This window comes from Streptomyces sp. NPDC087787 (assembly GCF_044743035.1).
Taxonomy (GTDB): domain Bacteria; phylum Actinomycetota; class Actinomycetes; order Streptomycetales; family Streptomycetaceae; genus Streptomyces.
Window position 1 is genome coordinate 40,109 of sequence record NZ_JBIUVQ010000003.1, and the last position, 22,069, is coordinate 62,177.

The window sequence follows — 22,069 nt, forward strand, 5'->3', positions numbered from 1 at the left end:
GGCCATGACCGGCCCGGCGGCCGCGTCCCCGCCCCTCCGTTTGCCCCCGCGCATCGAGGAGAACCGGACCGTATGACATCTGACGAACCCGACTGCCGCACCGTGGTGGTCACCGGAGCCAGCGGTGGGATCGGCCGCGCGGCCGCGGTCGCCTTCGCCGCTCGCGGAGACCGCCTCGCGCTGATCGCCCGTGGCCGGGCCGGCCTCGACGGCGCGGTGCGCGAGGCCGAGCAGGCGGGCACCGCGAAGGTGGTCGCCATCGAGGCGGACATGGCCGATCCGGAGGCGGTGGAGGCCGCGGCCGGGCGGGCCGAGGAGGAACTCGGTCCGGTCGACGTGTGGGTCAACGACGCGTTCACCTCGGTCTTCGCCCCCTTCGCCGAAATCGCCCCCGAGGAGTTCCGGCGCGTCACCGAGGTCACCTACCTCGGCTACGTCTACGCCACCGGGGCGGCGCTGCGCCGGATGCTGCCGCGCAACCGGGGTGTCGTCGTGCAGGTCGGCTCGGCGATCGCCTATCGCGGCATCCCTCTGCAGAGCGCCTACAGCGGCGCCAAGCACGCCATCCAGGGCTGGCACGAGGCGGTGCGCTGCGAGCTGCTCGCCTCGGGCACCCGGGTGCGCACCACCATGGTGCAGATGCCCGCGGTGAACACACCGCAGTTCGACTGGGTCCGCTCGCGCCTGCCCCAACGGGCGCAGCCGGTGCCGCCGATCTACCAGCCCGAGATCGCCGCCCGCGCCGTGCTGTACGCCGCCGACCACCCGGGCAGGCGCGAGTACTGGGTCGGCGGCAGCACCGTCGCCACCCTGGTGGCGAACGCCGTCGTGCCGGGCCTGCTGGACCGCTACCTCGCCCGCACCGGCTTCTCCTCGCAGCAGGACGGCCGTCCGAAGCCGGCCGGAAAACCCGACAACCTGTTCGAACCGGCGGACGCGCAACGGGACTTCGGAGCGCACGGCCGGTTCGACGGACAGGCCCGGGCCCGCAGCACCCAGCAGCAGGCCGCGCACACCCTCGGCGCCCTCGCGGACGGTGCGCGACGCGCGGCGTCGGCCGTGCCCCGGCTCGGCGCCGGGTTCGCGGCACGGATGCGGGGCACCCGAGCCCTCCGAGCACAGGACAGGAGCGTGTGACCATGCCCAGCGGATCGAGCCCCGAGCCAGGAGCCGCGATCATGGTCTCCGTTTCCGAGCCGCCGGTTCCCCGCGACCCGCCGGCGCCGCCCGGCGCGCCCGTCCCGCCGCCCGAGCCGTCCGCTCCGCCCCGCCCGGCCGAGCCCGGTCCGGAGCCCGCGCCGTCGCCCGAGCCCGTACGGCCCCGACCGCCGGAGCCGCCCGACTGACTCCGGGCCGCTCGACGGCGCTGAGCCGTACGGGTGATGCCCGGGACACGTCACCGTTCGCCGTGGCGTGCGCGGGCCGCCCGCAGTCGAACAATGGCCTGGGCAGGAGGAGGTCCGATGAGGGCTGCGACGGTGGAGATCGTGGTGTGGTGCGCGGTGCTGTTCGGCGTGACGGTGGTGTCGATCAGCACCGTGTCGCCCGTCGAACTGACGGTGGCCGGCCTGGCCTCACTGGGCGCTGCGTTCGCGGCGCGGCGGATGCGGCCGGCCGCCGGTGTGCGCGTCAGGGGGATCCGCTGCGCGGCCCGGGCCGCCGTCTCGCTGCCGTACGCGGTCGTGCGCGGCCTGGCCGTCCTGGTGTCCTCCGTGGCCGCGCGCCCGGTGGAGGCGAGCGTACGGCGTACGCGGCTGCGACCGGGAGCGGACGCGGCATGGGCCGGCCCGCTGATCGCCGCGTCACCGGACACCTGCGTGATCGGCGTCCCGCGCGACGACGTGGTGCTGGTGCACGCCCTGCGTCCGGAGGCGGGGCCGGTCGAAGCGGCGGTGGCCCGGACGGGAGGGAGGCGGTGAACGCCTGGACGGCGGCCGCGCTGGTCCTGCTGGCCGCCACGGTGCCGCCGTACCTGTGGGTGGTGGCCCGCGGCACCGCGGTGCGCCGTCTCGCCGGGGTCTCGCTGCTGTCGACCACGGTGGGCGCGGTGTTCCTCGTCCTGCCCCAGGCCTACCACCGGCCCGCCTACCAGGACCTCGCGCTGGTGCTGGCCGTCCTGGCACCGGCCGGCACCCTCGTCTTCACCCGCTTCGTTGCGGGCAGCCGCCACGAGACACGCCCGACCCACGATTCCCGCACCGGAACATGACGACACCGCGCCCGGCCGGCCGGTACGCGGACGGGGCGCGCAGGGGAGTTCGCGATGACGCCGCGCCATCTGACCGTGCTCGTGCTGCTGTGGGCAGGGGTGGGCTGCATGCTGCTCTCCGCCGTCGCGGTGCTGCGGCTGCGCGGAACGCTGATGCGGCTGCACGCGCTGGCTCCGCCCTCCTGCGCGGGGGTGCCGCTGATCGCCCTGGCCGTCGCCGTCGACCAGGGAGTGGGCCGGGCCGCGGTCAAGACGCTGTTCATCGGCCTGCTCTTCGCCGTCGGCGGGACGGTCACCGCCATCTCCGTCGGCCGCGCCTCGCGGCAGGCCGAGGAGGGGGAGCGCGCGTGAACGACTGGCTGACCGGCGCCGCCCTCGCGTTCGTCGTCCTCGCCGCGACCGCGGCGGTCCTCACCCGCGACCCGGCCCGCCAGGCCGTCGTCCTGTCCGCGCTGGGCCTGGGCCTGGCGGTGCTGTTCGCGGTGCTCCAGGCCCCCGACGTGGCGCTGTCCCAGCTGGCCGTCGGCACCGCGCTGACCCCGCTGCTGATCCTCCTCACCGTCCGCAAGGTCACCCGCCGCTCCAGCGGCGCGGGCGACCGCACCGGCACCGGCGACCGCACCGGCACCGGCGACGGCACCGGCGACGGCGAGGACCAGGAGTGACGGCGCGGACCCGGCTGGTCCTCTTCCTGGTCTCCGCCGCGGTGATCGCCGCCTTCTTCGCGGGTGCCTGCGTACGGCTCCCGCCGTTCGGGTCGGCCCTGCACCCCTACGGCGACCGGGCGGTGGCGGCGGCGATCGCCCACCACACGGCCAATGTCGTCTCGTCCGTGAACTTCGACATCCGCGCCTTCGACACCCTCGGCGAGGAGTCCATCCTCTTCGGCACCGTCCTCGGGGCCACCCTGCTGCTGCGCCGGGCCCGCGACGAACGCCACCGGCGTGCCGGTGGCGAGTCCGTCATGCCCAGCACCCGCCTGTTCGGCACCCTGCTGCTGCCGGTGACCCTGGTCGTGGGCGTGTACATCGTCGCGCACGGCCAGCTCAGCCCCGGCGGCGGCTTCCAGGGCGGCGTCATCCTGGCCACCGCCCTGCACCTGGCCTACGTCGCCGCCGACTACCGCGCCCTGAAGAGGCTGCGGCCGCTGGCCGTCCTGGACGTGACGGACTCGCTGGCCGCCGCGTCCTTCAGCCTCGTCGGCCTGGCCGGTCTGGTGGCGGGCGGCGCGTTCCTGAAGAACGTGCTGCCGCTGGGCACGTTCAACCAGATCACCTCGGGCGGCACCGTGCCGGTGCTCAACGCCGCCGTCGGCGTCGAGGTCGCCTCCGGGCTGATCGCGCTGCTCGCCCACTTCCTCGACCAGGCCGTCGAACTCACCGACCCCGGCCAGGACGGCGACGGCGCCCACGCCGAGAACACCGACGAGACCGACGAGACCGACAAGACCGACAAGACCGACAAGAACACCGACGACAAGGGAGACCGCTAGTGGGGATCTGGCCCTACCTCGCCGCCGGATGGGTCCTGCTCATCGCGCTCTACGGCCTGGTCACCAGCCGCAACCTCATCCACGCCATCGGCTGCCTCGCCGTCGCCCAGTCCTCCACGTATCTGCTGCTCCTGGCCGTCGGCTACCGACGCGGCGCGACCGCCCCCGTCTACTCCGACGTCACCCCCGGCTCCCGCCCCGTCGTCGACCCGGTCGTGCAGGCGCTGGCGCTGACGGACGTCGTCGTCGGCGCGACCGTCACGGCGCTGCTGCTCGCGCTGACCACCCAGCTGCGCAAGCGCCACGGCACCGTCGACCCGCAGGCCCTCACCGGCCTCAAAGGGTGATCATGAGCGCAGCCGATCTGCTGCCCCTGGCCGTGGCCGTCCCCCTGCTCGGTTCCACCCTCCTCGCCGTCGCCGGCCGCGCCCTGCCCCGCCTCGGCTGCGACGTCCTGGCCACCACGGCCGCGGCCGCCGAGGTGGTCCTCCTGGCCCTGCTGTGGGGGCACGGCGGCCCGGTCGCCACCTCGGACCTGGGCGGCTGGCCGGCCCGGCTCGGCATCGTGCTCGCCGCCGACCGGATCGGCCTGGGTCTCGCGCTGCTGGTCGCCGTGCTCGTCCTGGCCGTCCTGGTCTACTCGTGGCGGTACTTCGAGGAGCCCAAGGGCCAGCACGCCGGTGTCTTCCCCGCCCTGATCCTGCTGTTCGAGGCCGGCATGGCCGGGTTCGCGCTCACCGGCGACCTGTTCAACGCCTTCGTCTTCTTCGAGCTGATGGGAGCGGCCGCGTACGCGCTGACGGGCTATCACATCGAGGATCCCCGCCCCCTCCAGGGCGCCCTCACCTTCGGCATCGTCACCTCCTTCGCCGCCTACTGCTCCCTGCTCGGCATCGGACTCCTCTACGCCCGTACCGGCGAGCTGAACCTCGCCCGGCTCGGCGAGCGGCTCGCCGGCCACCCCACCGACCTGCTGACCGTCGTCGCGTTCGTCCTCATCGCCACCGCCCTGCTGGTGAAGGCCGCGGCCGTGCCGTTCCACTTCTGGCTGCCGGACGCCCACGCGGTCGCCCCCACACCGGTGTGCATGCTGATGTCCGGCGTCATGGTCGAACTCGGCGTCTACGGCGTCGCCCGCGTGTACTGGACCGTCTTCGCCGGCCCCGGCGGCCTCCCCCACGAGGCGTTCCGCTCGGTCTTCGCGGCGGTCGGCGTACTCACCGCCCTGGTCGGCGCCGTGATGTGCTGGGAGCAGCGGCATCTCAAGCGCCTTCTGGCGTTCTCCACCGTCAGCCATGTGGGCCTGTTCACCGTCGGCGTCGCGCTGCTCACCCCGGACGGGGTGGCCGGGACAGCGCTGTACGTCGCCGCCCACGGCTGTGTCAAGGCGGCCCTGTTCGGGCTGACCGGGGTCCTCCTCGACCGCTACGGCTCCGTCGACGAGCACGGCCTGCACGGCAGGGCCCGCGCCCTGCGCCCGGCGGGGCTGCTGTTCGCGGCCGGCGCCCTGGCCGTGGCCGGGCTGCCGCCGTTCGGCACGGGCCTGGGCAAGGCGCTCGCCGAGGACGCCGCGGCCCGCTGGCAGCCGTGGCTGCCCGCCGTGTTCGTCGCCGCCTCCGCCGTCACCGGCGCCGCCGTGCTCCGCGCGGGCCTGAGGGTCTTCTGGGGTGCCGGCCCCGCACCGCGCAGCCGGCCCGGCGAGGAGGAGACCACGGGCGAGGGCGAGGAACCGGAGATCCGGTCCCCGCAGCGCGCCCTGCCGCCGGCGATGACCCTGGTGCCGGCCGCCCTCCTCGCGCTCGCCGCGGCGCTGGGCTGCGTGCCCGCGATCGCCGCCGCCCTCGCGCCCGGGGCCGCCGCCTTCACCGACCGGGCGCGCTACGCCGCCGCCGTCCTCACCCACCGGGGCGGGGCGTCCGCCGGTCCCCTGCCGGACACCGGCTGGACCATCACCGGCGTGGCCCTCGGCCTGCTGTCCACGGGCATCGCCGTCACGCTCGCCGTCGCCGCCGTCCACCGGCGCACACCGCGCCTTTCCGAACGGCACCCCGCCACCCGGGCCGTCCGGGCACTGCGCCACCTGCATTCGGGACGCCTCGGCGACTATCTGACCTGGCTCGCCCTCGGCATCGCGGTGCTGTGCGCCGCGCTCGCCGCACAGTTCTGAGCCCGGTCCTGAACGCGCGGGACGCGGCGGGTCATGACGCCGTGAAGTCCACTTCGCCGGCCGTGACGATCCTGGCGCCCATGTTGCGCTCCATCATCTCCAGGGCCGCCGCCGCCAGGTGGGGGTGGATGGACGCGACGGCGTCCCTCGGCACCGTGACCGACAGATGGCGGATGTGCGCGTCCAGGGCGGAGTAGAGCACGCACTGCTCGGTGACCTGGCCGCACAGCACCACGTTCCCGATCTCCAGCTGCCACAGCAGATAGGACATCGGCGTCTCGTAGAAGACCGAATGGCGGGCCTTGATCACGAAGAGCGAGTCGCCGTCGGGCCGTATCGGCTCCACCAGTTCGGCGTGCGACCGGGCCAGCGCGGTCTCCACCAGCTCCCCGTGGTGGGAGCGCCACAGGCCGAAGTTGTCGTTGGCGTAGATCACCGGCGTGCCGGTGGCGCGTGCCCGGCCGATCAGGCGCGCCACGACGGGAACCACCCGGCGGGCGGACGGGACGAGCAGTTCGGCGTCCTCGTGGTCGTACGTGTTGATCATGTCGATCACGATGAGCGCGCGTCCCTCCTGCCGCCTCCCCCGGTCCGTGGGCCCGGGCACCGCGTCCACCACCTCTTACGTCGGTCAGTCGCGGAGCTGTGGGAGGACCTTCGTGCGGTAGAAGTCGAAGAAGCCCTGCTGGTCCTTGCCGATCTGACTGACGTAGACCGTGTCGAACCCGGCCTCCACGTAGGCGCGCAGCCCCTCGACATGGGCCTCCGGATCGTCGCCGCACGGGACGGCCGACGCCACCTGGTCCTCGGTGACCAGCTCCGACGCCTGCTCGAAGTGGCGCGGGGTGGGCAGGACCTGCGGCAGCTCCCCGGGAAGCTGTTCGTTGGCCCACAGACGGTGCGCGGTGCGGACGGCCTCCTGCCGGTCCGTGCCCCAGCACACCTTGAGCCCGCCGCACACCGGTTTGGTGCCACCGCCACCGCGCCGGAAGCGCTCGACGAGGGCCGTGTCGGGCTTCGTCGTGATCAGACCGTCCCCGATCCGCGCGGCGGCCTCGGCGGCCTGCGGGCCGAAGGCGGAGACGTCGATGGGCACCGGCTGCTCGGGCAGCGTGTACAGGCGGGCGTTCTCCACGGTGTAGTGCCTGCCGCGATGGCTGGTCTGCTCACCGGTGAACAGCTTCCGGATGATCTGGAGCGCCTCCTCCAGCATTTCCAGGCGCACCGAGGTCTCGGGCCACGGACCGCCCAGGATGTGCTCGTTGAGCGCCTCACCGGTGCCGACCCCCAGCCGGAACCGGCCGCCGAGCTGTACGGCGCTGGTGGCGGCCGCCTGCGCGATCACGGCGGGATGCGTGCGCACCAGCGGGCAGGTCACCGCCGTCTCCACCGGCAGGGAGACCGCCTGGGAGAGGGCGCCCACCACCGACCACACGAACGGGCTCTGTCCCTGGCGGTCGTTCCACGGGTGGTAGTGGTCCGAGATCCACAGGGAGGTGAAACCGGCCTGCTCGGCCATCCTGGCCTGTTCGACGAGTTCTCCCGGGTTGTGCTCCTCGGACGACAGAAAGTATCCGAAGTCAGCCATCAGTGCTCCTGACCGATCGTTCCTGCGGCTCTACGACGGTGTTCCCGAGTACCCGGAACGGGCCAGTGCGCACGTCGTGACCGCAGGAACCGCCGGCGCGGCGGTGCCACCGGCCCGGTGCCCTGCCGCTCCGGGGGCGGGGAGCCGGGCCGGCCGCCGGTCACCCGGGGCCCTTGCCCGCGCTCATCAGCGGGTGGCCCCGGCGGAATGACCGGGCGCTCCGAGGACCCCGTTCGCGCCGGCGCATGACCGGCCGGCCGGATTCGGCCAGGGCCGCGCCGGCGGGCGCCGGCCTTCGCCCTACCCTGGGACGCGTCCGTGCGGGCCGTACTCGCCGGACAGCCGCCCGGGAGCGAGGAGAGAGATGCGCGCGGACGTCCAGCAGGTGGCCGACGGCACCTATCTGGTGCGCGGCAGCAGCACGAACTGGGTGATCCTGACCGAGGGCGACACCGCCACGCTGATCGACACCGGCTACCCCGCCGACCGGCAGCAGTTGCTCGACTCACTGAAGGCGGTGGGAAGTTCGCCCCAGGCGGTGGCGGCCGTGCTGCTCACCCACGCGCACAACGACCACCTGGGCTCCGCCGAGTACCTGCGTCTCGCCCACGGTACCCCGGTACATCTGCACGAGGCCGAACTGCCGCACGCCCGGCGGGAGTTCCTGCACCAGGTGACCGTCGGGCAGGTGTTTCGCAACGGCTGGCGGCCCGGCGTGCTGCCCTGGGCGGTGCACGCGCTGCGCCTCGGCGGCACGGCGCACGTCCCGGTCGCCGCGCCCGAGCCGTTCCCGGCCGAGGGACCGCTGGACCTGCCGGGGCGGCCCGTGCCGGTGCACACGCCCGGCCACACCCGGGGCCACACCGTCTTCCACCTGCCGGACACCGGCGTGGTGGTCTCCGGCGACGCCCTGGTCAGCGGCCACCCCACCTCGCGGCTGACCGGACCGCAACTGCTGCCCGACATGTTCCACCACCAACGCGCCCAGGCGCTGGACTCGTTGGACCGGCTCGAACACCTGGAGGGGGACCTGCTGCTGCCCGGCCACGGCCCCGTCCACCGCGGTCCGGTGCGGCAGGCGGCGCTGCGGGCCCGGGAACGCGCGCTCTAGGGTTCCTGCCATGGGCTCGCAGATCAGCGCCACCAACCCGGAGCACCCCGCGCTCCTGCTCGAACTGCCGTGGCGGACACCGCTGGAGGAGTGGCCCGAGGAGTACCTCGCGCCACTGCCGCGCGGTGGCGGCTGAACGACCTGGAGAGCTGGACGGCCACCCAGGACGACTACGCTCCCGGCGCCGGGCGTCCGCACGCCGCCCGCCCGGAGGTGCTGGCGCACCGCTGGTACCTGTCCGAGCGGGCGCAGCACGACATAGGCCTGGGCACCGCCGTGCAGGACTGCGGCAGCAACATCCTGCCCGGGGCGCGCAGGGCCCCGGACACGACGTCCACGTCCGGGTGAGTCACGGGTGCGGGACGACCGCCACCGGGCAGCCGGCGTGGTGCAGCATCCCGCTCGCGACGGAGCCGATGCGCGCTCCCACCGCCGTCCGGCGTGCCCGGCGTCCCACGACCAGGAGCTGGGCGTTCTCGGCCGCGGCCAGCAGCACTTGGCCCGCGCTGCCCATCTCCACGTGCTCGACGACGGGGACGTCCGGGAAGCGCTCCCGCCACGGCTGAAGCGCCGCGCCCAGCGCCTTGCGCTCGTACGGCTCCAGGCCGCCGGCCTCGTCGAGCAGCCGGAGGGAGCCGGGGCTGTAGGCGAAGACCGGCGGGAGCGTCCAGGCCCGTACCGCCCGCACCCCGGCTCCGCGCGCGGCGGCGGTCGTGAACGCGAGCTCCAGGGCCGCCGAGCTGTCCTCGGGGGCGCCCTGCTGGCCCACGACGACCTCACGGCCCGCGGCCTCGGCGGCGGGCCGGTCCCCGGCGCGCACCAGGACGACCGGCCGCTCGGTGCCGGCGATCACCTGCTGTCCGACGGAGCCGACCAGGAACCCGACGAGAACACCCCGTCCACGCGAGCCGAGCACCAGCGTCTCCGACGCGGCCGCGGCGCCGAGCAGAGCCGGCACGGGATCGTCCTCCAGGGCGTCGGCGGTCACGTCCAGGCCCGGGTGGCGCTCGGTGACGGTCCTGGCGGCCTCGGCGACCGACTCGCGCACCCACGCCTGCTGGGTGTCCCGGTCGCCCACGTCGAAGGCGTCGTGCGCCTCGTGACGCCAGGCCCGCACCACACGCAGCGGCAGCCCGCGGCGCTCGGCCTCCCGTGCCGCCCACGCCAGTGCGGCGAGGCTCTCCTCCGATCCGTCCACCCCTGCCGTGATCGGGCGCGTCATGCCGTGTTCCTCCCTGTGTTGGTGAGCCGGTTCCGGTCCAGTCTCCCCTACCGGCCGATCACCGGAGCGGGCGGTGGGTGCGGCCACGAGCGGTGAGGCGGCGGGCAGCCCCGTGTGCGCGGGCCGGTGTCTGTACCGCGCCGGCTGCGCCGCGGCGACGACGCGGGCACCGAGTCGTCAGGCGGGCTGGGCGGTGATGGTGCAGAGGCGCTTGGTCGCCCGGGTCAGGGCTACGTACAAGTCCCTTTCCCCACCGGGGCGGGCCGTGACGATTTCCTCGGGGTTCATGACGACGACCCCGTCGAATTCCAGGCCGCGTGCTTCGGACGCCGGCACGATGCGTGCGTGATGAGCGATGCCCTGGGCCGTCAGCTCGCTCACCCTGGTGTCCGCGCAGATCACTCCCAGAAGCTCGCCCGGGTGCGCGGTGCTCTGGGCGCGAAGTTCCTCAACGACGGCGGTGACCGACCCGTCCGGAGGTGTGGTCACGGTGCGAGGGCGCTCACCGCTTCGCAGTGACCGTGTGGGCTTCTGGTCCGGAGCGATCCGCGTGAGCAGGTCCCGGACGTTCTCCAGGATCTCCTGCGTGGTGCGGTAGCTGACGCTCAGGTTGTGCAGTCTGAACCGCGGTCCGACGTGGGGGCTCAGCGCTTCCTTCCAGTCGCGTGCCGTCGCGACCGGACCTGCCTGGGCGAAGTCGCCCACCAGCGTCATCGCCCTCGCCGGGCAGCGGCGGACGATCATCCGCCACTGCATGGCGGTCAGTTCCTGCGCCTCGTCGACGACGACGTGCCCGTACGTCCGCTCGGGGGGTCCGTCGACCAGGCTCGCCGCCTCGTCCAGCAACGGCACATCGGCATCGGTCCACGGGTCGTCCGGACCGCGCAGCAGAAGGGACCGCTCCCGCGCGGTCAGGCGGGGCAGGCGCTCGGCGAGAGCGCCGGCGTTCGTCAGGAGCGCCTTCACGAGGTCGCCGGGTACCAGCCGCGGCCACAACACCTCGACCGCTCGGTCGACGCCGGCGTCGTCGAGGAGATCGGCTCGGACGGCGTCCAGGTCCAGCTCGTGGACCGGACCCGAGTCGGCCGCACCCTCGGCACGGAGCTGGGCGGCTCCCGTGAACCGGTCGAGGTCCATGCCCGTCATCCTCTCGGCATCGGCGTCGATCTGCTCCAGGAGGTCGCCCATGTCCCGTTGCATCGCGTCGGCGACGGCGTCGACCAAGAGCTCCTTGAACACCTGGCGCGCGAGGTTGTGCCCCGGTGCGGCTGCCACGGCGGCGTCGCGTGCCACGGCGACCTCCTCGCCGGACAGGTGAACCAGTTCCTGTCCGACCCGCACGGTGAAGTCACCGGCGGGGGCCTGGTGGACGCGCAGCAGGCCGGCCAAGGCGTCGGCGAGGCCGGAGCGGCCCTTGAGACGCGCCGTGGCGAACGGGTCCACCGTGTCCGTGGACAGTCCGGCCAGTTCCCGGCAGGTCGCGAGAACGACGTCGTTCTCTCCGAGCGAGGGAAGGACCTGGGAGATGTAGTCGAGGAACCGGGCGTTCGGGCCCACCACCAGGACACCCTCCTCCGCGGCGCGCGGGAACGCGTACAGGACATAGGCCGCCCGGTGCAGGGCGACCACCGTCTTGCCGGTGCCGGGCCCGCCCTGCACCACGGTCACCCCCCGGTGGGCGGAGCGGACGATCTCGTCCTGCTCGGCCTGCAGCGTCGCGACGGCCGCGTGCATCCTGCCCGTACGCCGTGCCGACAGAGCCTCGGTCAACGGGCCGTCCGCCACGACGTCCTCGTCGGTCGGGGCGGTCCCGTCCAGCAGTTCGTCGCTCACCGAGACGACCGTGCGCTCCTCGAGGCGCAGGTGCCGGCGTCGCCGCAGGTCCATCGGGTGGACCGGTGTCGCCTCGTAGAAGGGCCGCGCCGCGTTCGCGCGCCAGTCCACGAGCAGAGGCAGGTCATCCTCCTCCGTCTGCAGTCCGATCCGCCCGATGCGCAGGGCCGTGCCGTCCGTCCAGTCGATGCGCCCGAAGACCAGCCCCTTTTCGGCGCCCTCCAGCCGGCCGATTTCCTTGGCCAGACGCTCGGCGGCGATTTCCCTCTCGTATGCCTCACCGGCGCTGTCCGCCGGGGACTTCAGCACCCTTGCTCGGTGTGCTCGCGCCTCGGAAATCCGCTCGGCGAGCAACTCGTACAAGGAGGACACATAATCCTGCTCCGAGTCAATCGCACGCACAGCGGGATCATCCATTTTCGACCACAGGGGGCTCCTTCGATTCGAGCCACACCATACGATCAAAGCCCCCTGAAGATAAGCCTTGACTTACTCGGTGAAGCCATGTCCCTACGACTTGATCCATGGCGGATGGCGGAATGCGTGATACGCCATTCCGCCATTCCGCAAATCGCTAATTGCGCTCCCGACGCCCGCCTGCCTCATGGGCGAGCCCGCCCTTGGATTCCGGCGATGTCTGGCGACCCGACCGAGGAGAGAAGCACAGCCTGGGCGAACCGGGACGGGCGCACATACGATGGGCAGGAGCCGGCGCGGTGGCGACGGGGGCGCACCGGGACGCCGATCCCCGAGCACGCGGGGTGACAGCCGCATGACACAGCCCCAGGAGCAGGCGCGGACCGTCATCATGACCGTGGACGACGATCCGGGGGTGTCCCGCGCCGTCGCCCGCGATCTCAGGCGGCGCTACAGCGGTACGTACCGGATCGTGCGCGCCGAGTCCGGCGAGTCCGCGCTGGACGCGCTGCGCGAGCTGAAGCTGCGGGGCGATCCCGTCGCCGTGATCCTGGCCGACTTCCGCATGCCGCGGATGAACGGCATCGAGTTCCTCGAACGGGCCCTCGACATCCATCCGGGCGCCCGGCGGGTGCTGCTGACCGCGTACGCGGACACCGACGCGGCGATCGACGCGATCAACGTGGTCGACCTCGACCACTACCTCCTCAAGCCCTGGGACCCGCCCGAGGAGAAGCTGTACCCGGTCCTGGACGACCTGCTCCAGGTCTGGCGGAGCAGCGACCGCCGGCCGGTGCCGAGCACGAAGGTGGTGGGACACCGCTGGTCGGCGCGGTCCTCCCAGGTGCGGGAGTTCCTGGCCCGCAACCAGGTGCCGTACCGCTGGTACTCCTCGGACGAACCGGAGGGCGGGAGGCTGCTGGCGGCGGCCGGGCAGGACGGTCAGCGGCTGCCGCTGGTGGTCACCCCGGACGGCACCCCGCTGGTGGAACCGGAGCCGGCCGAGCTCGCGGCCCACGTGGGGCTCGCGACGACACCGGCGGCCGAGTTCTACGACCTGGTGGTGGTCGGCGGCGGCCCGGCCGGGCTCGGCGCGGCCGTCTACGGGGCCTCCGAGGGACTGCGGACGGTGCTCGTGGAACGTTCGGCGACCGGCGGCCAGGCGGGGCAGAGTTCCCGGATCGAGAACTACCTCGGCTTCCCGGACGGCGTCTCCGGCGCCCAGCTCACCGACCGGGCCCGGCGGCAGGCGACGCGGTTCGGCGCGGAGATCCTGACCGCGCGCGAGGTGACCGGCCTGGAGATCTGCGGGGCGGCGCGGAGCGTGCGGTTCTCCGACGGTTCGGCGGTCTCCGCGCACAGCGTGATCCTGGCGACCGGCGTGTCCTACCGGCAGCTCCCGGCGGCCGGAGTGGAGGAGCTGACCGGATGCGGGGTGTTCTACGGTTCGGCACTGACCGAGGCGCCCTCCTGCCAGGGGCAGGACGTCTACATCGTCGGCGGCGCCAACTCCGCGGGGCAGGCGGCGATGTACCTGGCCCGGGGCGCGAAGTCGGTGACCCTGCTGGTGCGCGGGGCGTCGCTGGCGGCGTCGATGTCGTACTACCTGATCCAGCAGATCGACGAGGCCCCCAACATCACGGTCCGCACGGGCACCGTCGTGGACGCCGCGCACGGCTCGGGCCACCTGGAGAAGCTGGCCCTGCGCGACACCGTCACCGGGGAGAGCGAACTCGTCGACGCGCAGTGGATGTTCGTGTTCATCGGGGCGGCGCCGCGGACCGACTGGCTGGACGGCACGGTGCTGCGGGACGGGCGCGGGTTCATCCTGTCCGGACCCGACCTCACCGCCGACGGGCGGCCGCCCCCGGGGTGGGAGCTGGACCGGCCGCCGTACCACCTGGAGACCAACGTGCCCGGCGTGTTCGTCGCCGGTGACGCGCGGGCGGAGTCCGCCAAACGGGTCGCGTCCGCCGTCGGAGAGGGAGCCATGGCCGTGTTGCTCGTCCACCGTTACCTGGAGCAGTCGTGAGCGGGCGGCCGATGCCGTGCAGCGCCGGTGAGATCGGCTCGCTGTTCCTGTTCGAGAAGCTGCGTCCCGAGCAGCTGGGCCGGCTGTGCGCCGAGGGGCGGGTGGAGAGGTTCGAGCCCGGCCCGGTGTACACCGAGGGCGAGCCGGCCACCTCCTTCTACGTGATGATCGAGGGGACGGTGGTGCTCTCGCGCCGGGTCGGCGGCGACGACGTGGAGGTCAGCCGGACCTCGCAGCGCGGGGTGTACTCGGGCGCCATGCAGGCGTATCTCGGGGACCGGCTGCGGCAGGTCTACATCAACTCGATGCGGGTCACGGAGCCGACCCGGTTCTTCGTGCTGCCCGCCGACGCGTTCGCGGACATCATGCGGGAATGGTTCCCGATGGCGGTGCACCTGCTGGAGGGGCTGTTCTTCGGGTCGAAGAGCACCCAGGCGGCCGTCGGGCAGCGGGAGCGGCTGCTGGCACTCGGCTCGCTGTCCGCCGGGCTGACCCATGAGCTGAACAATCCCGCGGCGGCGGCCGTACGGGCCACCGCGACGCTGCGGGAACGGGTGGCCAAGATGCGGCGCAAGCTCGCCGTGATCGCTGAAGGGCCCTTCTCCCGGGACCAGTTGACCAACCTCATCGAGATCCAGGAGCGGACGGCCGAACGGGTCGCCAAGGCCCCGGACCTCAGTCCGCTCCAGGCCGCCGACCGCGAGGACGAGCTCACCGACTGGCTGGATGACCACGGCATCGACCAGGGCCCGCAACTGGCCCCCACCTTCGTGCAGGCGGGGCTCGACGCCGACTGGCTGGACCAGGTCGCGGCGGCCGTCGACGAGGAGATCCTGCCGGGCGCGGTGGGGTGGCTCAACTACACGGTGGAGACGGAACTGCTGATGGACGAGATCGCGGACTCCACCACCCGGGTCTCCCGGCTCGTGGACGCCGCCAAGCAGTACTCCCAGCTGGACCGCGCCCCGTACCAGGTCGCCGATGTGCACGAACTCCTCGACAGCACCCTGCTGATGCTGTCCGGCAAGATCGGGCCGCGGATCGAGGTCGTCAGGGAGTACGACCGTACGCTGCCGCGGATCCCCGCCTATCCGGCCGAACTCAACCAGGTATGGACCAATCTGATCGACAACGCGGTGTGCGCCATGGACGGCGCGGGCGGCGAGGGCACGCTGACCGTGCGGACCGCGCTCCACGACGACCGGCTGCTGGTCGAGTTCCGGGACACCGGCCCCGGGGTGCCGCCGGAGATCCGGGACCGCATCTTCGACCCGTTCTTCACCACCAAGCCGGTCGGCCGGGGCACCGGCCTCGGCCTCGACATCTCCTGGCGGATCGTCGTCAACAAGCACCACGGCGCCATCTGCGTGAAGTCGGTGCCCGGCGACACCCGGTTCAAGGTGCTGCTGCCGCTGAACGCCGCGGACGGCGACGGGCCGGCGGCGGCCGGAGGGCCGTCCACCGCCGGGGCACGCCCGACCTCCGAGGAGCCGACATGACCCGTGACACCGGTATCGACCCCCGTGTGCCGCCCAGCGGCACCGGCTGCGCCGAGTGCGACGCGGCCGGCGGCTGGTGGTTCCATCTGCGGCGCTGCGCCCGCTGCGGCCACATCGGCTGCTGCGACGACTCCCCCGGCAAGCACGCCACCGCCCACAACCGGGCCACCGGACACCCGGTGATCCGCAGCTACGAGCCGGGCGAGGGCTGGTTCTGGAACTACGACACGAGCGAGCTCTACGAATCCGGCCCCCAACTCGCCCCGCCCGAGAGCCACCCGAAGGACCAGCCGACCCCCGGCCCGGCGGGCCGCGTCCCAGCGGACTGGGCGGACACACTGCGCTGAGCCACACTCCCTGCCGCATGCCCCGATGCCCCGCCGGAAGGCGGGGCATCCGCTGTGCCCTGACGGTCCCGATGGGCGAGGCCGGCCCCCATGGCTGACGGCGCATTCCCCATCCACCCCACTCAGTGATCGGCGGGCGGGCGACTGTGTGTCGGCCGGGGAGACGTGACCGGATGGGAGAGGGTTGCTCTGCCCGGATGCGGCCGGACTCGCACGGTTCGCCGCGCGGACGGAGACGGAAGAGGAATCGGATGGCCTCACGAACGGTGTGCAGCGGTGCGGTACTCGGAGTGCTCGTGCCGGCCCTGCTGGCAGGTCCTGCGCACGCGGTGCACCACCGGACCGGCACTGCGGCGCCGGACGCGCCGCCCGCCCCGGACACGGCGGCACTCGGCACCCTCCTGCGCACGGCGCTGAAGCAGGGCGCGCCGGGCGCGATGGCGCGGATCGACGACCACCGGGCCTCCTACGACGACCACGCGACGGTGTACAAGGCCACGGAGGGCGTCGCCGACCGCGGGACCGGGGACTGGATCAGCACGGCCGACCGGTTCCGCATCGGCAGCGTCACCAAGACCTTCTCCGCGGTCGTACTGCTGCAACTGGCCGCCGAGGGCCGGGTGAGACTCGACGACCCGGTCAACCGCTACCTGCCGGGACTACTGCCGGACGACCGGATCACGGTGCGGCACGTGCTCAGCCACCGCAGCGGTCTGTACGACTACACGAAAGAGTTGTTCGCCGGCACCGTGCCAGGCTTCGAGGCCGTCCGCACCAAGGTCTTCACGTACCGTCAACTGCTCGCCCTGTCCCTGAAGCACCCGCCCACCCAGGCGCCCGGCGCCGTCTACGCCTACTCCAACACGAACTTCGTGGTCGTCGGCCTGCTCATCGAGAAGCTGACCGGCCATCCGGTGCGCGCCGCGTACGAGAACCGCGTCATCAAGCCGCTGAAGCTGAGCGACACCTTCTACGTCCACCCCGCCACGACGATCCCCGGCCGGTACGCGCGCGGCTACCTCACCCCCGACGAGGCCGCGTCACCCCCGGTGGACGCCACCGAGCAGACGATGTCCTGGGCGCAGAGCGCGGGCGCGCTCATCTCCAGCACCCGCGACCTCAACACGTTCTTCTCGGCGCTGCTGGGCGGACGGCTGCTTCCGCCCGCCCAGTTGGACCAGATGCAGCGGTGGATCCCCGCGGGCACCGGCCAGGCGTACGGGCTCGGGCTGCGCCGCCGGGACCTGTCGTGCGGGGTGTCGGTGTACGGGCACACCGGCGCCGTACAGGGCTACTACACCTACGCGTTCACCAGCAAGGACGGCAGGCGCAGCCTGGCCGCGCTCGCCAACACCTCCAACAACGGCGCCGTGCAGCTGACGATGCTGCGCACCCTGGAGTCGGCGTTCTGCGGCAAGCAGACGAAGGCGCGCGGCGCCGCCCACCTGCCGGGCACGGCGATGGAGAACGACCTCGCGCAGTGATCCAGTACTGCGACCGGATAGGTTCACCGGCTCGCGACGCCCGCACCGGACGCCGCGAGCTTCCCGGCGAACCTTCCCGGCCACAGCACTAGGCGGAACGGCTGCCTCCGGGCCAGGATGCCCGCATGAAGGGTGACCTGTTTTCCAGTGAGTACGTGGTGGGCCCCGCGACCGCGCCCGGCATGACCGTCGAGAACTCCAAGTGCGTCAAGTACACAGTGGACGGCGAGATGTTCGCCCGCCAGGGCTCGATGGTCGCGTACCGCGGCGACCTGCGGTTCGAGCGCAGGAGCCAGGGCGTCGGCGGCATGCTCAAGCGCGCGGTCACCGGGGAGGGGCTGCCGCTGATGACCGTACGCGGGCAGGGCGAGGCCTGGTTCGCGCAGGAGGCCCTGAACTGCTTCGTCGTCGAGGTCGACCCGGGTGACGAGTTCACCGTCAACGGCCGCAACGTGCTGTGCTTCGACGCGACCCTGTCGTACGAGATCAGGACGGTGAAGGGTTCGGGCATCGCGGGCGGCGGGCTGTTCAACAGCGTGTTCACCGGGCAGGGCCTGCTGGGCCTGGCGTGCGAGGGCAGCCCGCTGGTCATACCGGTCACGCCGCGGCAGCCCGTCTACGTCGACACGGACGCAATCGTCGGCTGGACCGCCCGCCTGAGGACGTCGCTGCACCGCTCGCAGTCGTTCGGATCGATGCTGCGCGGCGGGTCCGGCGAGGCGGTGCAGCTCATGCTGGAGGGCGAGGGCCACGTCGTCGTCCGGCCGAGCGAGGCGACGCCGCACCGGCCCCAGCAGCACTGAGGGAGAGCAGGCCGTCCCAGGGGGTGGATGCGGCGGACCTGTTGACCTGCGTGACCCCGGCAGGTGAGGGTCGGGTCGGCGCGGATCACCAGCCGCGCCGGAAAGGTGGACTGCCTTGATCGGCATCTCGGAGATCGAAACCGCCGCCGAGCGGATCGCCGGACACGTCGTGCGCACCCCGACCATGCCGAGCCCCGGCCTGTCCGCGCTGCTCGGCGCCCCGGTGACCGCGAAGCTGGAGCTGTTGCAGCGCACGGGCTCCTTCAAGGCGCGCGGCGCCACGGCGCGGCTGCTGTCGCTCGACGAGGCGGAGCGGGCCGCGGGCGTGGTCGCGGTCAGCGGTGGCAACCACGGGATCGCGCTCGCCGTGATGGCCGCCGCGCTGCACGTGAAGGCCACCGTCGTCATGCCGCGCTCGGCGCCCGCCCGGTCCGTCGCCATCGCCGAGGCGGCCGGGGCGTCGGTGCGGCTGACCGACGGCATGGACGAGGCGTTCGCGACGGCCGCGCGGCTGCGGGACGAGGGGCTCACCCTGGTCCATCCCTTCGACGACGAGGTGGTGGTCGCCGGGCAGGGCACCGTCGGCCTTGAGCTGGCCGCCGACGCCGGGGAGCTGACCGACGTGCTCGTCAGCATCGGGGGCGGCGGGCTGATCGCGGGCGTCGCAGCGGCACTGCACGCGCTGCGGCCCGGGGTGCGGATCTGGGGCGTGGAGACCGAGGGAGCCGAGGCCATGTCCGAGGCGCTGGCGTCCGGCGGCCCGGTCCCGGTCGCCCTCTCCTCGATCGTGACGACGCTGAGCGCCCCGACGGTCTCGAGGCTGACGTACGACCATGTCCGCGCCCTCGTGCACGAGGTGCTCGTGGTGCCCGACCGGGAGGCCGTGCGAGGCAGCCTCGACCTCGCTGAGCACGCCAAGGTCTGGGCCGAGCCCGCCGCGGGCTCCCTGCTGCCTGCCGCCTGGCGGGTGAGGGAGCTGATGGGCCCGGGCGTCCGGCTCGGCCTGGTGGTGTGCGGGGGCAACGCGGCGGTCGCCGACGTCATGTCCTGGGCGGACCGGTTCCAACTGCGCTGACCAGCACCGCCGGTCCCGCCGTCGCGGCATCGGGAGATTACTTCGAACAGCCGGGCATCTCACGCGTATCAGGGGTACCAGAGGGGTCTACGTCCCGCAGTCGTCCTCGGAGGGCCGAATTCGTGAACGCCATGGTGCGCAAGAGTCTGGTGGTGCAGTTGCAGGCGCACGGAATGGAACGCTTCCCCGTGCTGGCGCACCTGGACTACGACGCCGACGACCCGTTCGCCGTCACGATCGTCTTCACGCACGACGGACGGGTGCTGGCCCGGTGGAGGGTGGACCGGGGCATGCTCGACGAGGGGCTGAGAGAGCCGGTCGGCGTCGGCGACGTCCGCTTCCGCCCCGTCTCCGACGGCCTGTCGGAGGAACTGTGCATGGAGTTCCTCGGCGACGCCCACGCCGACGGAGGGCGGCAGCACGCGACGGTGTTCGTGTGGGCGGCCGCCGTCGGGGCGTTCCTGCGGGAGACCTATGCCTTGGTGACGCCCGGCGAGGAGGACGCCGGTGTCGACGACTTCCTCGCGCAGGTGCTCACCGGAAGCTGAGCGAGGCCGCCGTCGCCGCCGCACCGATGATGCCGCGACGCCGGGTCCGCTCCGGCTCCCGGCGGCCGGGGCCGGCCCGAGTGCCGGGCCGGCGCCTGTGTCCCGCGGATTCCCGCGGCCGCCCCGGCCCGCCGCTACCAGCGGGCCTCCACCTGGTCCTTGATCCGCCGCTCGTAGAGGTCCCGGATGGCCGCGAGGGTCTCCTCGCCCAGCGGGGGCAGCTTCGCGGCGGCAGCGTTGGCGCGGGCCTGCTCCGGCGAGCGGGCGCCCGGGATGACCGTGGTGACGCCGGGCTGCTGGATGATCCAGCGCAGCGCGAGCTGGGCCGGGGTCCAGCCCTCGGGGGCGAGCGCGGCGAACTCGGCCGCGGCCTCCACGCCCGTCGCGAAGTCGACGCCGGAGAAGGTCTCGCCCTGGTCGAAGGCCTCGCCGTGCCGGTTGTAGGTGCGGTGGTCGTCGGCGGCGAAGACGGTGTCCTTGGTGTACTTGCCCGACAGCAGCCCGGAGGCGAGCGGGACCCGGGCGATGATGCCGACGCCCGCCTCCCGCGCCGCGGGCAGCACCTCGCGCAGCGGCTTCATGCGGAACGGGTTGAGGATGATCTGCACACTGGCCACGTTCGGCCGGGCGATCGCCGTCAGCGCCTCGGCGCAGGTCTCCACGCTGACGCCGTAGGCGGCGATCCGCTCCTCCTCCACCAGGGTGTCCAGCGCGTCGAACACCGCGTCACTGGAGTACACGGAGGTGGGCGGGCAGTGCAGCTGCACCAGGTCGATGCGGTCGATGCCCAGGTTGCGCCGGGAACGGTCGTTCCAGGCGCGGAAGTTGTCCAGGACGTAGTTCTCCGGGATCTGCTCGACGCGCCGGCCCATCTTGGTGGCGACCAGCGCGTGGTGGTCCGGCCGGCTGCCGAGGAAGGTGGCGATGGCCGACTCGCTGCGCCCGTCGCCGTAGACATCGGCGGTGTCGAGGAAGGTCACCCCCGACTCGGCGGCCGCCTCCAGGACGGAGAGGGCTTCCTTGTCGTCCACGTCGCCCCAGTCGGCGCCCAGTTGCCAGGTGCCGAGCCCGACGACCGACGCGTGCTGGTGCGACCTGCCGAATTCACGTTCGTCCATGACGACAGTCTGTCATCAGGCGTCCACCCGCGCGGAGCGGGCCGCTCCGGGACCGGTGCCCCGTACGCGGCCGTCGCGGCTACCCGGCGGCCGCCGCGCGGCACTCCGGGTGGCCCCAGCCCTGGTCGTTGCGGGCGATGGACTCGCCGGCCGCGTACGGGCGGCCGCACACGCAGCGGCCGGGGAACTTCGCCTTGATCGTGCGGGACGACGAGCCGCCGGAGCGCGGCCGTGCCGCCTTGGTCCCGTTCGTGCGGCGGCGCGGGGCGGCGGACACGGGCGCGGAGGGCGGCGGCTCCGGCGAGCCGAGGGCGCTGCCCGCGGACTGCTGCGCGCTCGCCGCCTGGCTGGCCGCCCGGTCCGCGAAGTCGTTGAGCGGGTCGCCGTCGACCTGGTGGGCGGGCACGTAACGGAAGTCGACCGAGCGGCCCTGCAGCAGCTCGTCGATCCGCACGACCAGCTCCTGGTTGGCGACCGGCTTGCCCGCGGCCGTCTTCCAGCCGTTGCGCTTCCAGCCGGGCAGCCAGGTGGTCACGGCCTTCATCGCGTACTGCGAGTCCATCCGCACCTCGAGCGGCACGTCCGGGTCGGTCGCAGTCAACAGCCGCTCCAGCGCGGTGAGTTCGGCGATGTTGTTGGTGGCGGTACCGAGCGCTCCCGCCTCCCAGCGGACCGGGCTGACGGCGTCGTCCGAGACGACCCACGCCCAGCCCGCCGGACCCGGATTTCCCTTCGACGCCCCGTCGCAGGCGGCCACCACACGTTCACGCATGGGCTCGATCATGCCACGGCCGGACGCATCCTCCGGACCGTCGTCCAGGACACGTCCCAGGACACGTCCGCGGCCTGCGGCCTCCCCCTCCGGGTCGTGGTGACGTCGATCACCGAGAAGTTCGCACCCTGCGGATCGGTGAGCGCCGCGAGCCGGCCGAAGGGGCTGTCGTGCGGGCCGAACCGCAGCACACCGCCCCGCCGGGTCGCGGAACGGTTCCCTCGGGTCGTACCGCCATGGCCGCCACCCTCTCCCGTTCGGTGACTCGTCCGGTCCTCACGCCAGTGACTCCCCGGTGCGGTCGCGCGCCGAGTCGGCCCGCCTGTTCCACACTGGGACGGACGGCGAGGAA

24 protein-coding genes and 1 pseudogene are annotated in these 22,069 nt (G+C 73.1%); 18 read left to right on the top strand and 7 right to left on the bottom strand.

The features are described from left to right. The first annotated feature begins 72 nt into the window (after positions 1 to 72). The 8 genes from ACIOWN_RS06130 (at position 73) to ACIOWN_RS06165 (ending at position 5,868) form a co-directional block, all read left to right on the top strand. A complete protein-coding gene (locus ACIOWN_RS06130; RefSeq protein WP_401980710.1) occupies positions 73 to 1,137 on the top strand; it encodes an SDR family oxidoreductase in 1,065 nt (354 codons plus the stop codon). Between the two features lie 326 nt (positions 1,138 to 1,463). After that, complete coding sequence (locus ACIOWN_RS06135) at positions 1,464 to 1,919, top strand: hypothetical protein (protein WP_362357160.1); 456 nt, start codon at positions 1,464 to 1,466, stop codon at positions 1,917 to 1,919. Beyond that, positions 1,916 to 2,209, top strand: a complete 294-nt coding sequence (locus ACIOWN_RS06140) for an MrpF/PhaF family protein (RefSeq protein WP_362357158.1) — start codon at positions 1,916 to 1,918, stop codon at positions 2,207 to 2,209. Before ACIOWN_RS06135 ends, ACIOWN_RS06140 begins: the two co-directional genes overlap by 4 nt. Before the next feature lie 54 nt (positions 2,210 to 2,263). Beyond that, positions 2,264 to 2,560 (top strand): monovalent cation/H(+) antiporter subunit G, encoded by a 297-nt coding sequence (locus tag ACIOWN_RS06145; protein WP_362357156.1) that lies wholly within the window; start codon positions 2,264 to 2,266, stop codon positions 2,558 to 2,560. Next, complete coding sequence (locus ACIOWN_RS06150; RefSeq protein ID WP_362357154.1) at positions 2,557 to 2,874, top strand: DUF4040 domain-containing protein; 318 nt, start codon at positions 2,557 to 2,559, stop codon at positions 2,872 to 2,874. The genes ACIOWN_RS06145 and ACIOWN_RS06150 overlap by 4 nt, the downstream gene beginning before the upstream one ends. Then, positions 2,871 to 3,701 (top strand): MnhB domain-containing protein, encoded by an 831-nt coding sequence (locus ACIOWN_RS06155; RefSeq protein ID WP_401980714.1) that lies wholly within the window; start codon positions 2,871 to 2,873, stop codon positions 3,699 to 3,701. The genes ACIOWN_RS06150 and ACIOWN_RS06155 overlap by 4 nt, the downstream gene beginning before the upstream one ends. Continuing rightward, positions 3,701 to 4,048: a sodium:proton antiporter gene (locus ACIOWN_RS06160; protein WP_362357150.1), complete on the top strand. Its 348-nt coding sequence runs from the start codon at positions 3,701 to 3,703 to the stop codon at positions 4,046 to 4,048. The genes ACIOWN_RS06155 and ACIOWN_RS06160 overlap by 1 nt, the downstream gene beginning before the upstream one ends. A gap of 2 nt (positions 4,049 to 4,050) precedes the next feature. Further along, on the top strand, positions 4,051 to 5,868 hold the full coding sequence (locus ACIOWN_RS06165) for a complex I subunit 5 family protein (protein ID WP_401980717.1): 1,818 nt from the start codon (positions 4,051 to 4,053) through the stop codon (positions 5,866 to 5,868). Between the two features lie 31 nt (positions 5,869 to 5,899). Here ACIOWN_RS06165 and ACIOWN_RS06170 read toward each other — a convergent pair whose 3' ends face one another. Together ACIOWN_RS06170 and ACIOWN_RS06175 are read right to left on the bottom strand one after the other, a co-directional pair. Continuing rightward, positions 5,900 to 6,475, bottom strand: coding sequence for an isochorismatase family cysteine hydrolase (locus ACIOWN_RS06170; RefSeq protein WP_362357146.1), 576 nt, complete (start codon positions 6,473 to 6,475; stop codon positions 5,900 to 5,902). 24 nt (positions 6,476 to 6,499) lie between these two features. Beyond that, the gene (locus ACIOWN_RS06175; RefSeq protein WP_401980720.1) at positions 6,500 to 7,456 is read right to left on the bottom strand and encodes an LLM class F420-dependent oxidoreductase; all 957 of its coding nucleotides are present in this window, start codon (positions 7,454 to 7,456) and stop codon (positions 6,500 to 6,502) included. Between the two features lie 364 nt (positions 7,457 to 7,820). On the opposite strand from ACIOWN_RS06175, the gene ACIOWN_RS06180 reads away from it, so the two are divergent. From ACIOWN_RS06180 to ACIOWN_RS06190, 3 genes are read left to right on the top strand one after another with little or no spacing between them, the layout of a single operon-like run. Beyond that, positions 7,821 to 8,567 carry an MBL fold metallo-hydrolase gene (locus tag ACIOWN_RS06180; RefSeq protein ID WP_401980722.1) on the top strand — a complete coding sequence of 249 codons (747 nt, stop codon included), beginning with the start codon at positions 7,821 to 7,823 and terminating at the stop codon, positions 8,565 to 8,567. A gap of 10 nt (positions 8,568 to 8,577) precedes the next feature. Then, the gene (locus ACIOWN_RS06185; RefSeq protein ID WP_362357141.1) at positions 8,578 to 8,703 is read left to right on the top strand and encodes a hypothetical protein; all 126 of its coding nucleotides are present in this window, start codon (positions 8,578 to 8,580) and stop codon (positions 8,701 to 8,703) included. After that, entirely contained in the window at positions 8,658 to 8,915 is a 258-nt protein-coding gene (locus ACIOWN_RS06190) for a DUF4032 domain-containing protein (protein ID WP_401980724.1), read from the top strand. The genes ACIOWN_RS06185 and ACIOWN_RS06190 overlap by 46 nt, the downstream gene beginning before the upstream one ends. A 1-nt stretch (position 8,916) precedes the next feature. On the opposite strand, the gene ACIOWN_RS06195 is transcribed toward ACIOWN_RS06190, so the two are convergent. Together ACIOWN_RS06195 and ACIOWN_RS06200 are read right to left on the bottom strand one after the other, a co-directional pair. Beyond that, complete coding sequence (locus ACIOWN_RS06195) at positions 8,917 to 9,789, bottom strand: universal stress protein (RefSeq protein WP_401980727.1); 873 nt, start codon at positions 9,787 to 9,789, stop codon at positions 8,917 to 8,919. A gap of 177 nt (positions 9,790 to 9,966) precedes the next feature. Further along, positions 9,967 to 12,039: a HelD family protein gene (locus ACIOWN_RS06200; RefSeq protein WP_401980729.1), complete on the bottom strand. Its 2,073-nt coding sequence runs from the start codon at positions 12,037 to 12,039 to the stop codon at positions 9,967 to 9,969. Between the two features lie 355 nt (positions 12,040 to 12,394). On the opposite strand from ACIOWN_RS06200, the gene ACIOWN_RS06205 reads away from it, so the two are divergent. From ACIOWN_RS06205 to ACIOWN_RS06235, 7 genes are all read left to right on the top strand, one after another. Further along, positions 12,395 to 14,071 (top strand): FAD-dependent oxidoreductase, encoded by a 1,677-nt coding sequence (locus ACIOWN_RS06205; protein WP_362354346.1) that lies wholly within the window; start codon positions 12,395 to 12,397, stop codon positions 14,069 to 14,071. Beyond that, complete coding sequence (locus ACIOWN_RS06210; protein ID WP_401980732.1) at positions 14,068 to 15,570, top strand: ATP-binding protein; 1,503 nt, start codon at positions 14,068 to 14,070, stop codon at positions 15,568 to 15,570. Before ACIOWN_RS06205 ends, ACIOWN_RS06210 begins: the two co-directional genes overlap by 4 nt. Then, positions 15,567 to 15,917, top strand: coding sequence for a UBP-type zinc finger domain-containing protein (locus ACIOWN_RS06215; RefSeq protein WP_401980735.1), 351 nt, complete (start codon positions 15,567 to 15,569; stop codon positions 15,915 to 15,917). Before ACIOWN_RS06210 ends, ACIOWN_RS06215 begins: the two co-directional genes overlap by 4 nt. A 251-nt stretch (positions 15,918 to 16,168) precedes the next feature. Next, positions 16,169 to 17,401, top strand: a complete 1,233-nt coding sequence (locus ACIOWN_RS06220) for a serine hydrolase domain-containing protein (RefSeq protein WP_362354352.1) — start codon at positions 16,169 to 16,171, stop codon at positions 17,399 to 17,401. Between the two features lie 125 nt (positions 17,402 to 17,526). Continuing rightward, the gene (locus tag ACIOWN_RS06225) at positions 17,527 to 18,204 is read left to right on the top strand and encodes an AIM24 family protein (protein ID WP_362354354.1); all 678 of its coding nucleotides are present in this window, start codon (positions 17,527 to 17,529) and stop codon (positions 18,202 to 18,204) included. 115 nt (positions 18,205 to 18,319) lie between these two features. After that, positions 18,320 to 19,279: a threonine/serine dehydratase gene (locus ACIOWN_RS06230; protein ID WP_401980737.1), complete on the top strand. Its 960-nt coding sequence runs from the start codon at positions 18,320 to 18,322 to the stop codon at positions 19,277 to 19,279. A gap of 122 nt (positions 19,280 to 19,401) precedes the next feature. Further along, positions 19,402 to 19,827 carry an SsgA family sporulation/cell division regulator gene (locus ACIOWN_RS06235; protein WP_401980739.1) on the top strand — a complete coding sequence of 142 codons (426 nt, stop codon included), beginning with the start codon at positions 19,402 to 19,404 and terminating at the stop codon, positions 19,825 to 19,827. Positions 19,828 to 19,961: 134 nt separating this feature from the next. Here ACIOWN_RS06235 and ACIOWN_RS06240 read toward each other — a convergent pair whose 3' ends face one another. The 3 genes and pseudogenes from ACIOWN_RS06240 to ACIOWN_RS06250 all read right to left on the bottom strand — a co-directional run. Next, positions 19,962 to 20,945 (bottom strand): aldo/keto reductase, encoded by a 984-nt coding sequence (locus ACIOWN_RS06240; RefSeq protein WP_326801036.1) that lies wholly within the window; start codon positions 20,943 to 20,945, stop codon positions 19,962 to 19,964. 79 nt (positions 20,946 to 21,024) lie between these two features. Then, a complete protein-coding gene (locus ACIOWN_RS06245) occupies positions 21,025 to 21,729 on the bottom strand; it encodes a ribonuclease H (RefSeq protein ID WP_362354360.1) in 705 nt (234 codons plus the stop codon). Beyond that, a pseudogene (locus ACIOWN_RS06250) lies at positions 21,726 to 21,926 on the bottom strand (hypothetical protein); the annotation flags it as partial. The pseudogene ACIOWN_RS06250 and the gene ACIOWN_RS06245, both read right to left, overlap by 4 nt. Positions 21,927 to 22,069 lie beyond the last annotated feature (143 nt).

What these genes read in the sequence shown, in the direction of transcription:
- ACIOWN_RS06180 (WP_401980722.1), top strand. Translation starts at nt 7,821, where the DNA reads ATGCGCGCGGACGTCCAGCAGGTGGCCGACGGCACCTATCTGGTGCGC.
- ACIOWN_RS06185 (WP_362357141.1), top strand. Translation starts at nt 8,578, where the DNA reads ATGGGCTCGCAGATCAGCGCCACCAACCCGGAGCACCCCGCGCTCCTG.
- ACIOWN_RS06205 (WP_362354346.1), top strand. Translation starts at nt 12,395, where the DNA reads ATGACACAGCCCCAGGAGCAGGCGCGGACCGTCATCATGACCGTGGAC.
- ACIOWN_RS06245 (WP_362354360.1), bottom strand. Translation starts at nt 21,729, where the DNA reads ATGATCGAGCCCATGCGTGAACGTGTGGTGGCCGCCTGCGACGGGGCG.
- ACIOWN_RS06215 (WP_401980735.1), top strand. Translation starts at nt 15,567, where the DNA reads ATGACCCGTGACACCGGTATCGACCCCCGTGTGCCGCCCAGCGGCACC.
- ACIOWN_RS06220 (WP_362354352.1), top strand. Translation starts at nt 16,169, where the DNA reads ATGGCCTCACGAACGGTGTGCAGCGGTGCGGTACTCGGAGTGCTCGTG.
- ACIOWN_RS06145 (WP_362357156.1), top strand. Translation starts at nt 2,264, where the DNA reads ATGACGCCGCGCCATCTGACCGTGCTCGTGCTGCTGTGGGCAGGGGTG.
- ACIOWN_RS06175 (WP_401980720.1), bottom strand. Translation starts at nt 7,456, where the DNA reads ATGGCTGACTTCGGATACTTTCTGTCGTCCGAGGAGCACAACCCGGGA.
- ACIOWN_RS06195 (WP_401980727.1), bottom strand. Translation starts at nt 9,789, where the DNA reads ATGACGCGCCCGATCACGGCAGGGGTGGACGGATCGGAGGAGAGCCTC.
- ACIOWN_RS06165 (WP_401980717.1), top strand. Translation starts at nt 4,051, where the DNA reads ATGAGCGCAGCCGATCTGCTGCCCCTGGCCGTGGCCGTCCCCCTGCTC.
- ACIOWN_RS06130 (WP_401980710.1), top strand. Translation starts at nt 73, where the DNA reads ATGACATCTGACGAACCCGACTGCCGCACCGTGGTGGTCACCGGAGCC.
- ACIOWN_RS06200 (WP_401980729.1), bottom strand. Translation starts at nt 12,039, where the DNA reads ATGGATGATCCCGCTGTGCGTGCGATTGACTCGGAGCAGGATTATGTG.
- ACIOWN_RS06240 (WP_326801036.1), bottom strand. Translation starts at nt 20,945, where the DNA reads ATGGACGAACGTGAATTCGGCAGGTCGCACCAGCACGCGTCGGTCGTC.
- ACIOWN_RS06225 (WP_362354354.1), top strand. Translation starts at nt 17,527, where the DNA reads ATGAAGGGTGACCTGTTTTCCAGTGAGTACGTGGTGGGCCCCGCGACC.
- ACIOWN_RS06135 (WP_362357160.1), top strand. Translation starts at nt 1,464, where the DNA reads ATGAGGGCTGCGACGGTGGAGATCGTGGTGTGGTGCGCGGTGCTGTTC.